Annotated in this window: 11 protein-coding genes and 2 pseudogenes; 6 read left to right on the top strand and 7 right to left on the bottom strand. The window is 67.5% G+C overall.

Features of this window, described 5'->3' with window-relative positions; genetic code table 11:
* Window positions 1-308: 308 nt before the first annotated feature.
* Entirely contained in the window at window positions 309-1,661 is a 1,353-nt protein-coding gene (locus tag OG322_RS10815) for a M16 family metallopeptidase (RefSeq protein WP_266413100.1), read from the top strand.
* Window positions 1,662-1,838: 177 nt separating this feature from the next.
* Here OG322_RS10815 and OG322_RS10810 read toward each other — a convergent pair.
* A pseudogene (locus OG322_RS10810) lies at window positions 1,839-2,839 on the bottom strand (IS5 family transposase).
* A 433-nt stretch (window positions 2,840-3,272) separates the two neighbouring features.
* Here OG322_RS10810 and OG322_RS10805 point away from each other — a divergent pair.
* Window positions 3,273-5,057: a DUF262 domain-containing protein gene (locus OG322_RS10805; RefSeq protein ID WP_329306355.1), complete on the top strand. Its 1,785-nt coding sequence runs from the start codon at window positions 3,273-3,275 to the stop codon at window positions 5,055-5,057.
* 81 nt (window positions 5,058-5,138) lie between these two features.
* Here OG322_RS10805 and OG322_RS10800 read toward each other — a convergent pair whose 3' ends face one another.
* Both OG322_RS10800 and OG322_RS10795 read right to left on the bottom strand, forming a co-directional pair.
* Window positions 5,139-5,669 carry an NUDIX domain-containing protein gene (locus OG322_RS10800; protein ID WP_329306354.1) on the bottom strand — a complete coding sequence of 177 codons (531 nt, stop codon included), beginning with the start codon at window positions 5,667-5,669 and terminating at the stop codon, window positions 5,139-5,141.
* 1 nt (window position 5,670) lies between these two features.
* A complete protein-coding gene (locus OG322_RS10795) occupies window positions 5,671-7,026 on the bottom strand; it encodes a tetratricopeptide repeat protein (protein WP_329306353.1) in 1,356 nt (451 codons plus the stop codon).
* Window positions 7,027-7,219: 193 nt separating this feature from the next.
* On the opposite strand from OG322_RS10795, the gene OG322_RS10790 reads away from it, so the two are divergent.
* The 4 genes from OG322_RS10790 to OG322_RS10775 all read left to right on the top strand — a co-directional run bounded on the left by OG322_RS10790 (window position 7,220) and on the right by OG322_RS10775 (window position 10,212).
* A complete protein-coding gene (locus OG322_RS10790) occupies window positions 7,220-7,969 on the top strand; it encodes a hypothetical protein (protein WP_329306352.1) in 750 nt (249 codons plus the stop codon).
* A gap of 77 nt (window positions 7,970-8,046) precedes the next feature.
* Window positions 8,047-8,958 carry an aminoglycoside phosphotransferase family protein gene (locus OG322_RS10785; RefSeq protein ID WP_329306351.1) on the top strand — a complete coding sequence of 304 codons (912 nt, stop codon included), beginning with the start codon at window positions 8,047-8,049 and terminating at the stop codon, window positions 8,956-8,958.
* The gene (locus tag OG322_RS10780; protein ID WP_329306350.1) at window positions 8,959-9,651 is read left to right on the top strand and encodes a class I SAM-dependent methyltransferase; all 693 of its coding nucleotides are present in this window, start codon (window positions 8,959-8,961) and stop codon (window positions 9,649-9,651) included.
* 15 nt (window positions 9,652-9,666) lie between these two features.
* Window positions 9,667-10,212: an HAD domain-containing protein gene (locus OG322_RS10775; RefSeq protein ID WP_329306349.1), complete on the top strand. Its 546-nt coding sequence runs from the start codon at window positions 9,667-9,669 to the stop codon at window positions 10,210-10,212.
* 94 nt (window positions 10,213-10,306) lie between these two features.
* Here OG322_RS10775 and OG322_RS10770 read toward each other — a convergent pair whose 3' ends face one another.
* The 4 genes and pseudogenes from OG322_RS10770 to OG322_RS10755 all read right to left on the bottom strand — a co-directional run bounded on the left by OG322_RS10770 (window position 10,307) and on the right by OG322_RS10755 (window position 14,817).
* Complete coding sequence (locus OG322_RS10770; RefSeq protein WP_241200136.1) at window positions 10,307-10,810, bottom strand: DUF2716 domain-containing protein; 504 nt, start codon at window positions 10,808-10,810, stop codon at window positions 10,307-10,309.
* 623 nt (window positions 10,811-11,433) lie between these two features.
* Window positions 11,434-12,501: pseudogene (locus tag OG322_RS10765) on the bottom strand (relaxase/mobilization nuclease domain-containing protein); the annotation flags it as partial.
* Window positions 12,491-13,063, bottom strand: a complete 573-nt coding sequence (locus tag OG322_RS10760; protein ID WP_123461601.1) for a hypothetical protein — start codon at window positions 13,061-13,063, stop codon at window positions 12,491-12,493. The gene OG322_RS10760 and the pseudogene OG322_RS10765, both read right to left, overlap by 11 nt.
* Before the next feature lie 314 nt (window positions 13,064-13,377).
* Window positions 13,378-14,817: a DUF3631 domain-containing protein gene (locus OG322_RS10755; RefSeq protein ID WP_443066540.1), complete on the bottom strand. Its 1,440-nt coding sequence runs from the start codon at window positions 14,815-14,817 to the stop codon at window positions 13,378-13,380.
* Window positions 14,818-14,946 lie beyond the last annotated feature (129 nt).

Raw genomic sequence — 14,946 nt, 5'->3', positions numbered from 1 at the left:
AGCGCAGCATCGACGCGGCCCGGGACTTCGTGTTCGCGCACAACGCCGCTCCACCCGAGAAGATCGTCGACCCCGCCGAGGAACTCGCCACAGTGGGCCGGAAGCTGGCCGAGGCCGAGGCCAGGGAGCGAGCGCTGCAGGCGGAAGTCCTGGAACGTATCCGCGAGTTGGAGGAACTGCGCGAGCAGACCCGCCTCGACCGGGTCGGACCGGAGGCCGAGCAGCTGCGCACGGCGGAACGGCGGCTGCTGGGCGCCGCCGCGCAGCAGGGGGCGGCCCACGCCGCACGCCAGCAGGCCGCCGGGGACCTGCTCAGGGGCGCCGCCGAGCGGTCCGCCTCCGCCATAGCGGGCATCGACATCATCGAGCACCGCCTCCCCAACGGCCTGCGCGTGCTGCTCTCCGAGGACCACAACACCCCGGTCGCCGCCGTGAACGTCTGGTACGACGCCGGCTCCCGCCACGACCCCAAGGGCCGTACGGGCCTGGCGCACCTCTTCTGCATGCTGATGTTCCAGGGCTCGGCCCAGGTCATGGACAACGGCCACTTCGAGCTGGTGCAGCAAGCCGGCGGTTCGCTCAACGGCACCACCAGCTTCGAGCGCGCCAACTACTTCCAGACGGTGCCCGCCCACCAGCTGGAGCTCGTGCTCTGGCTGGAGGCCGACCGGATGGGCTCACTCCTCGCAGCCGTGGACGACAGCGTGCTGGAGCGGGCACGCGACGTCGTCAGGAACGAACGCCGCCAGCGGTACGACAACGTCCCCTACGGAGACGCCTTCGAGCGGCTGGTCGAGCTGGTCTATCCGCAGGGGCATCCCTACCGGCACACCCCCATCGGCTCCAACGCGGACCGGGACGCGGTGACTCTGGAGGAGGCACGCGCCTTCTTCCGTACGTACTACACCCCCGACAACACCGTGCTCTCCGTCGTCGGAGACATCGACCCCGAGCAGACCCTGGCCTGGGTGGAGAAGTACTTCGGGTCCATTCCGGCCAACCACCGCCGGCCGGTGCCGCGTTCCGGCGCGCTCCCCGAGGACACGATGGCGGGCGAACAGCGCCGGCACCTGGTCGAGGACGTGCCCAACCGTGCCCTGATGGCCGCCTACCGGATGCCGCACGACGGCACCCGCCTCTGCGACGCCGCCGACCTGGCGCTCACCGTCCTCGGCGGTGGCGAGTCCAGCCGCCTCCACAACCGGCTGGTGCGCCGCGACCGGCTCGCCGTCTCGGCCGGGTTCGGCCTGCTGCGGCTCGTCGGGGCGCCCTCCATGGCCTGGCTCGACGTCAAGGCCGTCGGCGACGCCACCGCCGGGGAGGTCGAGGCCATCGATGCAGCCGTCAACGAGGAGCTGGCCCGATTCGCCGCCGAGGGACCCCTGCCCGACGAGTTGGAACGCGCCCAGGCCCAGCTTGAGCGCGAGTGGCTGGACCGGCTGGGAACGGTCGCCGGGCGGGCCGACGAGTTCTGCCGCTACGCCGTGCTCTTCGGTGATGCCCAGCTCGCCCGCAGCGCACTCGGCAACCTGCTCGACATCACGGCCGAGGAGGTCCGCGACGTCGCCGCGCACTTCCTGCACCGGGAGAACCGTGCGGTGCTGACGTACGAGCCCCTTGCGGGTGGCTGGTATCAATCGGCCGGCCGGGCCGAGGCCTGAGAACGGGCCGGCCTCGCGGCGCAAAAGACCGCACCCGGCCCGCGCGGACGCCGTTCTCGGCGACCGGCGGGACCGGGTGCGGGCGGGTAGGTGGCGTGACCAGCGAAACCGCAGGTCAGACCGCCTAACCAGAGATCAAGCCTTCTTGGTCTCCCTAGGGCCTGTATTGAGTTGTGATCAATGAGTGGTTCGCGTGAGGTCCTTGATCCAGATCATGGAGGCGCGGAGGTGGAGTCCGGCGAGGTAGCTCTCGGGGGTCTTGTCGTAGCGGGTGGCGATGCCGCGCCATGCCTTCAGCCTGTTGATCAGGCGCTCGACGGTGTTGCGGTCCTTGTAGAGCTCGGCGTCGTGGGTGAGGGGCCGGCCGCCCCGGCGGCCTTTCTTCTTCCGGTTGGCGGTCTGGTCCTTCTTCTCCGGGATGGCTGCCTTGATGCTGCGTTTGCGCAGGTAGGCGCGGTTGCCTCGGGAGGAGTACGCCTTGTCTCCGGCGACCGCGTCGGGCCGGGTTCGGGGACGGCCGACCGGGAGGCGAACCCGCACCTTGTTGAGCACGGGGATGAACTGCGGGCTGTCGGCGGCCTGTCCGGCGGTGAGCGTGAGGACGAGCGGTCTGCACTTGCGGTCGGCAGCGACGTGGACCTTGCTGGTCTGCCCGCCCCGCGAGCGGCCGAGCAGGGCGGCCTTCAGGCGGAGCTTGCGGCGTCGCCGGACGCGTCGCCGTTCGACCCGCCGGGCCTCGACGTCGGTGTCCTGCCCGACTTGTTCCTCGCTGTCGCCCCCTTTGAGCGGGTCCTCTCCTCCTCGGCCGCCTTCTCCAGGGCGTCCAGCGTCTCCGGATCAAGGCGCATCCCGGCGGCGTCGTGGTGGGCACGTGTAGTGGTGGAGTCCACGCTGACCAGCGAAAGGTCCACCTCGCCCCGCTCCGCAGCCTTCGCGATCAGACCTTCCAGCAGGTTCTCGAAGACCCCGGCATCCCGCCACTGGCGGAACCGGTTGTACACGGTGGGCCAAGCGCCGAACTCGGCCGGCATCTCCCGCCACTGCGCGCCCGAGCGGAACTTCCAGATCACACCCTCGAACTGCTCGCGCAGTTTCGTGGGGTACGGCCCGTACTCGCCGATCGGCAAGTACGGCTCCACGTACCCCCACTCCTCGTCCGTCAGCTGTCTCCGCGTCATGCACACCGGACTACAGGATCCGCCCCCGAAGCGACGGCGAATCCCGCAGATTGATCACGACTCGATACAGGCCCTAGTAATGGGCCAGGTCGGTGAACTGCGAGGATCTACCCCGTGGGCCGCTGACCTGGCCTTTTGCCGTTGGCCAGCGATGGGGTGCGACGATCCTGATTGGGTGTCCTGCGGACTGTGTGCGGACTGGGGGAGAGGCGCCACTGGAGCGAGGAGATCCAAGGGCGTACGGATCCTCTGACGGAAGGCGTGGTAATGCTTCGTGACCACAACGATAGGGTGCCCAGCGCCTGCCCGGAGCCTGCACGTGCCTCTGTAGGCGACTGGCTTCCTCATCACCAACACGACGCGAAGCCATAGGCTTCATGCAGTTCTGCCATTCACCGAGTAGTTCGTGGCTCCGTGGACTAGCGTGATCCGCATGCAGAGCTCAGAGCTTTCCGTGCAGGGACAGAACCTCATTCAACTCTATAACCAGTATTGCAAGAACAAACTAATTGTCGATCGCCGATACCAGCGGAAGCTAGTTTGGACGCGGGACGAAAAAGAGAAACTAATCGACTCTGCAGTCAATAGGCTACCGATTCCGCTGATTCTTCTTGCTCAGAGAAAAAAATCCGGCGTCGAGATTTACGAATTGATCGACGGCCTTCAGCGCCTAGAAGCCTTCTTTTCCTTTATGGAGAATAAGTACCCATATAAAGGCGAGTATTTCGATCTGGCGACTACGGGTGACACCCTTGATAAGCTGCACTCCGGAGAGCTGGAGCAAAAGCAGCCTATAATGCCCCGAGAAGCATCATTGGAGATTGCCAACTACCAGATTCCCGTCTCGGTTTATCGAGATGCTGCCACTTCATCTATCGATGAAGTGTTCCGCAGGATTAACAGTGGCGGAAGACGGTTGAGTTTGCATGAAATTCGACAGGCCGGTGTTACTGGCCCGCTGGTTGATGTCGTCCGGCGTGCCAGTGCCACCATTCGCGGTGATGGCACTTTCACCGAAAGTCTCACTCTCGGAGAGATGGAGAAGCTCTCCATCTCCCGGAAGGATCTCGAATACGGTCTCGATCTTGATCGGATATTCTGGACACGACACGACATCATCGGGGCGGAAGACATTCGCTCGTCTGGCGATGAAGAGGTCGTCCTAGACCTGATCCTTGATGCCGTTCTCGATCCCTGGCCGACAAGTGGGTGGCAGAATCGGGATGTAGCCTATGGTCTGCCTCGAAGGATCAAGTCGGCATCCCCTGCGGAGGTCGAGGCGGCAATCAACGCTGTGGGCGTCGAAAACTTGCAGCAACGCATCGTCGCCATTGTCGAGTTGATCGACGATGCCATGCGCGATCACGGCTCTCTCGGCCGCCACATGGTTCACTTGGAGACCTACGAAAAGGGGACTCAACGGCAGTTCCAGGCAATCTTCGCTTCTTTCTATGAACTCGTATTTGTGGATGGGTTGCAGCCGCTTTCCATGGAGGCGATCCGGGATGTCTTGGATAATTTCTGGGGTGGCGGCCTCTCAATCCCCACTGGGGGTAGTGCATGGGGGAAGGCTGGAAAGGCAACTCTCTATCCTGAAGTGAAACGGCGCCTAAGGAAATCGTTTTTTAAGCCTGAGCCTAAGAGTGCAGCCAAGCAGCTAAATTCTCGACTCCTGATCGAAAGCTATCTGCAAGGCCCTGTAAATGAAGCTCCACTTGCCGAGCTAAAGCAAGGCTTCTGTGAACTCTCGAACCCGCCAGTCGAAAACGTAGGGCTTTTCGATGAGGTAATGCAAGCCGCCGTTGGAATGGCTAATTGGGGCAGGGATGCCAGCGGTTTCATCCTCATCGGCGTTGCGGATAAGACCTCAGCGGCAGCACGGCTCGAGGATCTCTTCGGCGTGTCATCCATCGAGATTCAAGGCAAACAAGTCGTAGGGACACAGGAGCAGATCGCCCACCTGGGGCACGATGTCGACTCGTGGTGGCTCAAGTGGCAGAATAAGATTCGTTCCGCTCCAGTGGACTCTGATTTTTCTACCGCTTTGGCTCACACTTTCAGCCCGATCGTGTGCGATGGCAGGGTCCTTTGGGTTATGAAGCCGCGATCACTCGGGAAGCCCATCACGTACGGTGGGCGATTTTTCGTGAGGGTTGGCGCATCGACGCATGAAATGGGCGCCGATGAATTCCTTACTCACATTGCACTCAACTTCTAGGAATCCGAATTTCATGGAGCACTGTGATGCTGAATCAGCGAGGGGAGGGCGGTTTCCTGCTCCGCAAAGTGCCTTTAGTCCCTAGCTCCAGCCATCCAGTGAGACTTCCGGGCCGCCCGCTAGGTACCTGGTGAGGGCGCTTGAAGTTGTGTCCACGAAATTCTCGGGGATGGCGTCGGCGTCGACCCAGCGGACCTGGGAGTGCTTGCGGGGTTCGCGGTTCTCGGGTTCGCCGGTCCATTCGTGGGCGGCGAAGACAACCGTGAGGAAGCCGTTGGGGGCTTCGACGCCCCATGCGCCGTGGATGATGTGGGCGACCTTGAGGGACTCGGGCTTGACCGTGAGGCCGGTCTCCTCGTAGAGCTCGCGGACCGCGGTCTCCGTGATGGGCTCGCCCGGCTCGCTTTTGCCGACGGGGAGGTCCCACATGCCCTGGGCGAACTTGGCGTTCTCGCTGCGCTGGAGGAGCACGACGCGGTTGGTGGCCTTGTCGTGGACGATGACGGCCGCAACCAGCAGCGTCATCGAGTCGAGCGCCGGTTTGAGGGCTGGGGGGCGGTTGTCGGTCTGCTGAGTCACGGAGTTCCCTTCTTCGGGCAGGTTGTTGGGCATGTTAGGCGAGGGCCTCGCGGGCGCGGCGGGCGAGATCTGCGGCGCCGGGGACGCGGCGGCGCTGGTAGACCGCAAGGGTGGAGCGGATCGACGTGATGGCCTTGCGGGTGCGGTCGGAGGTCATGCCCTCCATGAGGACCAGGGCCTGGGTCCAGGCGGCGACGGCTTCGTCGGCGCGTGCCTGGGCGGCAAGGCTGTCGCCGAGGTCGGCGTGGGTGAGGGCGTGGACGCGCTTGTACTTCTCCGGGTCCCAGCGGGTGAGCGCGTCGCGGTGCTGCTGTTCCGTTCCGATGTGGTCGGCGAGGTCGGTCAGGGTGCGTGCGGTGTGGCTGGCCACGGTGCCGGCTGCTGGGCCGCTGACGCGGGAGAAGCTGGGCTGGGGACCGTCCTCGCGCAGGAGGGCGTCCTCGGCTCGGAGGAGGGCGCGGGCGGCCAATGGGTTCTCGCCGACCGCTGCGTAGGCGCGGGCGTGTGTGATGTGGAGGAGCGCTTCCGTTTGGCCGTCCACGTGGCCGAGGCCGCGGGTGAGGGCTCCTTTGACGAGGTCCACACAGTGGTGGGGTTGCTTGAGGCTGAGGGACTGGTGGGCGAGGGCGCGCATCATCCAGGCGGCGTGGCCGTGGGGGTCGGCTTCGCAGGCGAGTTGGTAGCCGACCTGGTAGTAGCGCTGGGCAGCGCCTTCGTGGCCGAGGTCGTGGTGCTTCCACCCTGCGAGGTAGGCGAGTTCGGCGACGGCGCCGAAGGCGGCCTGGCGTAAGGCTTCTGTGGGGAAGCGGCCGCGCAGTATGGGGGCGGCGGTGTCGGCAAGGTACGCGGTGACTGTGGTCAGGCCGTGCCCGCCGCCGAGCCGTTCGTCGGCGGCGCTGAAGGCTGCCGTGATCTGTCGTACGACGTCGATGTCGTCGCTGCCGACGAGGGAGTGGGCGGTGCGGGCACGGAGCATCCGCGAGGTGGCTTCGTGGTCGTGCAGGAGTGGCATGGCCACGCCGGCCGTGGTGAAGGCGGCGATGGCGAGGAAGCGGCGGCGCTCGACGTCCGCGCGGCCGAGGTCGGTGACCGCGGTGACGGGGTCGGTGTCCGGTGGTGACTCCGTGTCGGGTGAATGGAGGCCGAGCTCGGTTCGGGTAACGACGCGGCCCAGCCGCCGGGAGAGGGCTTCGGCGAGGTACTGGCCTGCCCGGCCGGACGGCGTGCGGGCACCGCCCACCCAGTGGGAGATGGCCGACTTGTTGGTCTGGAGCAGTTCGCCGTTCTCGGCGGCGATGCGGCGTACGTCCTTGGCGAGTGTCTCGTACGTGCACCCGGCGGCGTTGATCGTGTCGCGCAGGCGGGAGCTGCCGCTGGTCGGTGTCGGCATGATCGCCTCCGCTCTGAATCCGTAAACCGTGTATACCGCTTGACCTCGGTCACACCGTACCCACTCTGCGTAGCGGACGGTTCACTTATCGACAGCCGCCCCACTCTCGGGCCGGGCGGCCCCAAGTTCCGTACGCCCCAACGGGCTCGGGCATTCCTGTGCCCCGGTCCGGACGATCAGAGACGGAGAAACGGTGACCACCATCGACACCGCGACCATTACGGTCGAGCTGCCCGACGCCTTCGACCCCCGCTGGAACCGCCTGCCTGGCATCCAGGTGGACGGCCGGCGCATCGCCATCGACCCGGCCGAGTACTTCTTCCGCTTCGAGTCCAGTACCTGGCTCGTCGCCGACTGGGAGTTGGTGAAGGCCCAGCTCCTGGACGTGGACGAGACGACCGAGAGCGCGGTCGAGCAGCTCGCGCTCGACTTCATCAAGAACCACGGCGAGTCCACGTCCGACGCGGCCCGCGTGCTGGCGACGGCGTACGGGGTGTACTCGTACCTCTTCCGCGAGGAGCACCTGGCCGGCCTCGGCCTGCCGCAGATCACTGCCGATCATCTGCGCATGTTGCGCGAGGCAGCGACGTTGATGGCGCTCAACAAGGTCGAGCTGGACGGGCACATCTCCAACGTCGGCCCGTGCTGGTTCTTCCCCGCCGCCACGTCCGTCGTTTTCGACCTGGACGACGAGACGGGCGGAATGCTGGACGAGGTCTACCACGGCGGCTGGTTCAACGAGCACCGCCGGATCGAGTCCATCAAGGCCCACGCCGCGCTCGGCGGCCGACTGGTGCACGGCTGCCAGTCCGTGCCGGACCAGTCCGGCGGCGTCGTCGCGCCCTACGGTGCCTCGATGGCCAACTTCCGTGACGACCTGGCCGAGTTCAAGGCGGGCTGGATCGAGCAGGTCTACGCCCGCCGCGTGACCGCAGCCGAGTAACCCACCCCAGTACGGCTCCGGGGCGGGCCAGCTCGCGCGCGCCCGCCCCGGAGCCCACCAGTCCCCTGGAGACCCCCATGGACCAGAGCCTGTCCGCCACCCTGCTGGACGACCTGTGCACCCTCGTCGGCAAGCCCCTCCCCGAACGTGCCGAGATTCGCGTCTGGGGCATGTCCGGCGTCGAACGCGTCACCTTCCCCGACGGCACCACAGCCGTTTTCAAGTACGCCAAGGAGCCCTTCGACCGCGAGGCCCAGGCCCTGCGGGCGGCATACCAGCGCGGCCTCCCGGTCCCCGCCCTCCACGCCACTGCCACGCAGGACAAGTGGCTCGGGATGCTCATGGACGACCTCGGCACTCCCGTACGGGACGCCGACGACCTCGACGGTGTCGCCGCCGCCGTGATGCTCCATGCCGCCCGCCCGGCCGGCGGTCTGCCCCTCCTCGACGGTGCCGGCCTCGCAGCCCTGCCCTGCCGAGCCCTCGATCACCTCCAGCGGCTGCGGAAGACCGACCGCTGGACGGACTGCGACGACATCGAGACCGCGCTGGGGAAGATCTCCGCCGCGGCCGAGACCCGTGTCCAGGGGGCGACGCTCGACCCGTTCGGCTGGGTGCACTCCGAGTTCCACCCCACGAGCGTCCACATCGGGGAGAACGGCTGGCATCTCCTCGACTTCGCCCGCGCCTTCACCGGACCCGGCCTGATCGACCTCGCCTCCTACCACGGCACCACCGACGTACCGAGCCCCTTCCGAATGCGGGTGCTCCTGGAGCAATACGTCACTGCAGGCGGTCATGAGGACGCCCTCGCCGCCCGTGGCGGCCTGACCGCCGAGGCATGGGCACTGGGCTGGCACCGCATGTGGGCCGTGGAGTGGTTCATGGAGCAGGCCATCCGCTGGATCGACGACCCGGCCAAGGACCCCGCGTACATCCCCGTCGTCCGCCGCCACCTGAACGACGTGGTCCAACTTCTGGAGGTCTAGGTGCTCGCCCAGGTCTCCCCCTGGTACGCCCACGCAGCCCAGCGCACAGCCGCTGCCCCCGCACACGCCCTTGCCGCGCCTGCCCGGATGGAGTGGAGCACCCACGCGGGCATCGGTCCCGGCGCCGAGATCCTGGGCTGGGACCTGTGCGGCAAACGCGTCCTGGAGCTGGGCTGCGGCCCCGGCCACAACGTGGCCCACCTCGCGAAGTACCTCCAGGCCCGCGTCACCGGCGTAGACTTGGTCGGCCTCCAGGTACGCCGCGCCCGCTCCCACTACGGCCACATCGACGGCGCCACGTTTGCCGCCGGGCACGCACTGCACCACCTGCAGGCCACCGGCCGGACCTTCGACGCGATCTACTCCGTCTTCGGCGCCGTCGGCCTCGTCGCCCCCGAGCTCCTCCTCACCGCCGTCTCACGACGCCTGAGACCGGGCGGTGTCCTGGCCTTCTCCGTTCCTCACCCGGCACGGGCCGGAAGACATCCATCCACGGACGACCGTCCGCGCGAGGACTACGTCACCATGCCCGACCGCACCCGACTGCCCCTCGCCCGATGGGAGTTCGACGCCCGCCGCTGGGGAGCCCACCTCTCCCGGACCGGCCTGCGCGTCACCTCGACGGTGGAGCTGCGGCACCCGCGCCGCGACCCGTGGCCCACCACCCTCCTGATCACCGCCCGCAAACGCTGACCGACGGAGGAAACGATGCCCCTGCCCTACCTGCTCCTCGACATCGACGGCGTCCTCATCCCGTTCCCGGCCGCCGACGGCAGCACCCCGCCCACCCACGTCCGCCACACCGTCCTGCCCACCGGTCGGAACTCTGACGATCCCGTGCTCGTCTGGCTCGACCCGAGACAGGGCGGCATTCTCACCGACCTCCTGACCAGCGGGATCGTCACCCCCGTGTGGTGCACGAGCTGGCGCAAGGACGCCACCACGATCATCGGCCCCCTCCTGGGGCTGCCCCGCTTCCCTTACCTCGACCTGCCTCGCCCTCAGATCACCACCAGCCACCCCGACGGCTACCTCTGGAAACGCGACCACGTCGATGTCTGGCTGGCAGACGCCCCCGCCGTCTGGATCGACGACGACTTCACCAGCCTCGACCACGACTGGGCGGCGGAGCGTACCGCCGGCGGAACGCCGACACTGATCGTTCAGCCCGACCCACATCTCGGGCTGCAGCCCGAGCATCTGACCGAGGTGACGAAGTGGCTCGCGCAGTTACCCACAGCCCGCGCCGTTTGACGCTCATGCCCTCGCTGCCGCGAGCAGAGCAGCGAGGGCATCAGGATGCGCTGTGGGGTTGACTCCCTGGTTCCTGTGGAGTCGGGGGCCCAACTCAGGCGGTGCCGACTGCCCTGCCGGACCTACGGATCGGCTGGCCGAGAAGCTTCTCCACCTCCGCGGATGCGGCGTCGAGGAATTCCTGACCGAACAGACAGAGGGACTGTTCCCAGGGGTGCCCAAAACTGCCCGTCCGGAAGTCTTCCGAGAGGTAGATGTAGTAATCCCCATCGGGATACGGGCTCAAAGGCCAGGCCGGCTGCCCGGGGCCGCCGACGCCCAGCGGTGCGAAGCGATACGACGTGTGCTGCCAGTCGAGCGCGAGCAGTGTTCCGCTCCGACCCATGCAGGACTTCAGCCCCTGCTCGACCACCTCGACCAAGCGGTCCAAACGCTCGTATTCAGGATCGTCGTCAAGCACGGCAAGGCTCCAGGTAACCGATGCGACGGGCTCCTTGATGGCAGGCCACTTGAAAGAACTCGTACTCGGCCGGAACTTGAACTCGTCGTAGAAGCGGTCCCAAACACGTCGGTACTCGGTCTCAAGCAGCTCGACCACGGGACTCTCCATCATGGCCCGACCCTATCGAGTCGCCCGTGTGAGGATCGGAGAAAGATCCTTCACGGAACTTCGCTCCCCTCCACTCGGACCGTCGAGGTATTCCGTGAGAGGCGGGGGACGGCCTGATAGCCTGCGATCTTCGCCGGTCACCCGGACGGAGTCCCCCGGCAGGTCTTCATGTCTTGCTCTGAGCAGCTCATGACAGCTCTCGATGCCCTGGACCACGCCTTCGCCTCAGAAGCTCCCTTCCTCGTCACAGGATGCACGTACTGCTACAGCGAGCACGACTTCGCCGAACTCTCCGGCCCGCTGCACCTCATAGGCGACGACCTGGTTTCCTCGGTTGCCGCAAAGACGCCTGATCATTGGGAAGACTTCCCTCGTCTCTATCGTCACCTCGTCCCGCGCATCATTCGCCTACTCGTCACCGGCCGGCTCCACATCGACGAGGAGCTCATCGCCTCCCGCTTGATCCACGCGGGCTGGACCACCTGGGACTTGCCCTTGGCCGAGGCCCTACGGGACGTCTGGTCGGCTTGGTGGCAGAGCACGCTGCATACCCATCCCAGCCCCGTGCCCGTCAGGGATTGCCTCAGCGTCATCACCGTGGCCACCAACAGGCGGTTGAACGCCGAGGCGGCTGCGCGTAGCTCTGCGCGGTGCGGGCCGGGCGAGGCGCTGGCGATGTTGTAGAGGGCGTCGCCGAAGGCGGCGAGGTGGGCCTGGGCGGCGGCATGGTCGTCGGAGTCGAGGGCGAAGTGCGCCGTCTGAATCGCGGTGATGGTGTGCTGCCACGGCTCGGCGGGATCTGCCGCGAACCTGGGGCCGTCGGTTACCTCCTGGTCGGGGAGGCGTTCGCGGAGGCGGTTGATGGAGAGGTCGGGGGCGAGTTTCGAGCCGCCGTACCAGATGGGTTCGCCGGCGCTGTTGGTGTCGCCGGGTGCGGCGAGGCTGTAGCCGATCACGTCGCCGCTCTCGGGGCCGAGGCGTGTCTTGACCTTGATGCCGAGGGACTGCAGCACGGTGAAGTAGTCGGCTTCGGTGTGTACGGCGGCGGCGACCGCGTATGCCCGCTCGCGCAGCCAGTGCCGTGCCGTCACCGACTGGCCCTGGCGCTCGGCCTTGGCGCGTTCGGCACCGGTGGGGGTGCGGGGCGCGGTGAGGTCGCCGGACTTCAGGCGGCGCAGACCGAACTCAGCTTCGATCCGACGGCACTCGGCCTGTGCCCGTCGGCCGTCCTGGTGGGTGCGTGGGCGGCGTCCGTCGGCGCGGACAGTGGTGGCCATGATGTGGATGTGGTCGTCGGCGTGGCGTACCGCGATCCATCGGCATGCCCTCTCGTCGCCTTCGGGGGCGATGCCCGTGGCGTGCACGACGCGGCGGGTGACCTCGGCCCACTCGGCGTCGGTGAGGTAGCGGTCGCCGGGCGCAGTGCGGACCGGGCAGTGCCAGACGTGCTGTGGCGGCTTCTTGCCGCCCAGCTCGCGGGTGCGGAGGTCGACGTGGTGGTCGAGTCGTTTGGCGAGCTGGGAGTAGGTGGCTGCCGGGTCGCGGCCGGGGTCCGGGGCGCCGGCCATGTTCCAGGCGGCGACGATGTGGGGGTTGGTGTGTTCGTCGCGGCGGCCGGGGCCGAAGAGGTCGGCGATCAGTCCGCAGCTGTCGGAGCCGGTGGAGACGTCAGGAACCATGAACCTTTCCTCCCGCCAGGAGTTGGTCGATGAGGTGGAAGCTGTTCTGCGCGGCTTGCTCGACGCGGTCGAGAACCGTCTCGGCGCGCTCGGACACGGTTCCTCGGTTGATGGCTGCGGTGATCTGGTTGAGGTTGCCGCCGATGCGATTCAGCGCGACGGTTTGCGCCTCGACCGCTTCGATCAGCGGGCGCAGAGGATCGTCCTCCGGGCTGCCGACCATCCCCGCCTTGCCCTGCGCAACAGCCAGGGCGGCGTCCCCGACGAACCCGGCGAACCTCTGACCGCGCTGGTGTGCAGCGGCGCTGATCACCTGAACCGCCGTGCGCGTGAAGCGGATGGTCTTCTCCTGATCGCGCTTCTCGACCGTGCGCTTGCGGTTCATCCGCGTGGGCAGCGCGGGGGCGTCGAGATCTCGCCAGGACGGCTGCTCGACCGGCGGTGGGACGTCGGCCTGCGGCTCAGTACGAGGAGCTTCGGAGTCGGCGGGCTGGCAAGAGTCCTCCGCCACCCTCTGCCCCGGCTCGGGCGCCCCCTGGCGCTCGGCCTTGTCCTCCGCCACCCCTGGGGCGGGGGCAAGCGCGGACGAAGCCTCGTTAGAGGCTCGTTCGCTCCAGCTTGCTGCTGGTCGTCGGGTGAGCCTGAACAGCTTCCTGCGGCGGCGGGAGGTGGTGTCGTCGGCGTTCGATTCGGGCATAGGGGTGCTCCGTCAGTCGTGGGGGTGGGGCTTCGTCGCATCCGTCGCATCCGTCGCGTGGCTGGTCAGCACAGGTACGGAGGGGGCCGCAGGTACGGAGTGATCCGTAACGCCGAGGTGGTCCGTCCCCGCGCTGACCTGCGCGGGGACGGATGCGACGGATTGATGCGGACCTGGAGTCAGCGAGTGGCCCTGGGGCCTGCGGGCCCTCCCGGCGGGCCGGTGGGCAGCGTCCCGGACGGAGGGGCGGGCGGCCTGCCCCGGGTCGGACGTGCCGGGACCTCGGCTGTGGGTACCGATGGGGCGGGGTCCGGGCAGTAGCGAGCCCAGGCGTCCACGAACTGGTTACGGGCGTACGCCTTGGCCTGCCTGCCGTTCTCGAACCGGCAGTTGGCCGGGCTGATACCGAAGTCGCGCAGCAGGTTGGCCAAGTGGTAGGCGTTCATCCCCTTCGTGCCGTACTCCGCCCACGGAGCCTCGGCATCCTGGATCAGCACGGCGAGCAGGTCCTGGCTACGCAGAGCCTCCTTGCCGCTCTCCTGGTCGAAGACGCGGCGGATGTCACGCAGCAGCCGCGTCTTCAGCGTCGTCTGCTCGTCCTGGACCACCTCGTTGCGCGTCATCGCCAGACAGGCCGCACGTGCCCGCGCGGGCCAATGCCCGCCTGCGAGATCGGCGACGATGACGAGCGGCTCCCATGTGTCGGCGGCGCGGTCCTCGACGGGCATCTTCGGCACCGCGCCCGCGACGGTGCCGCGCAGCGGGACCAGCCAGTCGGCCAGCCGGTCGCGCAGCGCGTGCAGTTCCGGCACGGAGTACCGCGAGCGGAACGGGGTGATCCGCTCGCCCGGCTTGCGCTTCTGCATGCGGATGACGATCGCCCGGTCCATGATCGTGTCCGGCAGGTCGCCGATGCCAGCCAGCGCCGCCATCGCGAAGGTGGGGAACGCGGTCGGCTTGTGTTCCGGCCCGGAGATCCGCCAGGCGGGCCGGTTGCGCTGGTGCCCGGCGTTCAGCAAGCCGCGCAGGTCCTCCTTGTCGCCCGCCTTGGGGCCGAAGATGGTGTCTGCCTCGTCCACCAGCAGCGTCGGCGGGTTCTTGCCGATGACGCGGAAGACGACGGCGGGGGAGGTGTTCACCGTCATCATCGGCTGGTGGACGGTCTCGTAGAGGACATCCAGGAGACGGGACTTGCCGCACCCCTTGGTCGGCCCGACCACCGCCAGCCGTGGCGCGTGCTGGAGGCCAGGCTGGATGTGGGAAGCCGCGACCCAGAGGGTGACGGCGGTCAGGGCCTCGTCGCTCGGCAGCACCACGTACCGCCCGATCGCCGTGCGGAGGTCGTCCAGCATCGCGCCGCCTTCGCCTGCTGCCCCGCCGCCGTCTTGGGCTTCTGGTCCGCCTGGAGCGGGATCGCTTGCGCTGTACGACGCTGTTGTCGGGGCACTGGCCTCGGCAGGTTGCGAATCGCGCGAGCTCCGGTGCGGAGCATCGGCGGGCGGGCCTCCGATGGCGGGGCATGTCTGCCGGTCGCGGGGCAGACCCTGGCCTGGAACCGCGATCGGTGGCCAGGCAACGCCGGATGCCTCCGAGGTGGCGGGGGACGTAGGGTCCTTCATAGATGTTCCTCTCAGGTGGGGGCGAGACGGGCAAGGTCTCGCCCCCGGCCAGTTCGTTCAGGGATGGGCGACGTGCAGGGGAATCTCCGGCCCTCGGCGTAGGCGCGCCGAGGGCCATTGCTGTGTCCG

Source organism: Streptomyces sp. NBC_01260 (assembly GCF_036226405.1).
Lineage (GTDB): Bacteria > Actinomycetota > Actinomycetes > Streptomycetales > Streptomycetaceae > Streptomyces > Streptomyces laculatispora.
The sequence above is the reverse complement of the archived record's forward strand: the minus strand, read 5'-3'. Positions and strand labels throughout refer to the sequence as shown.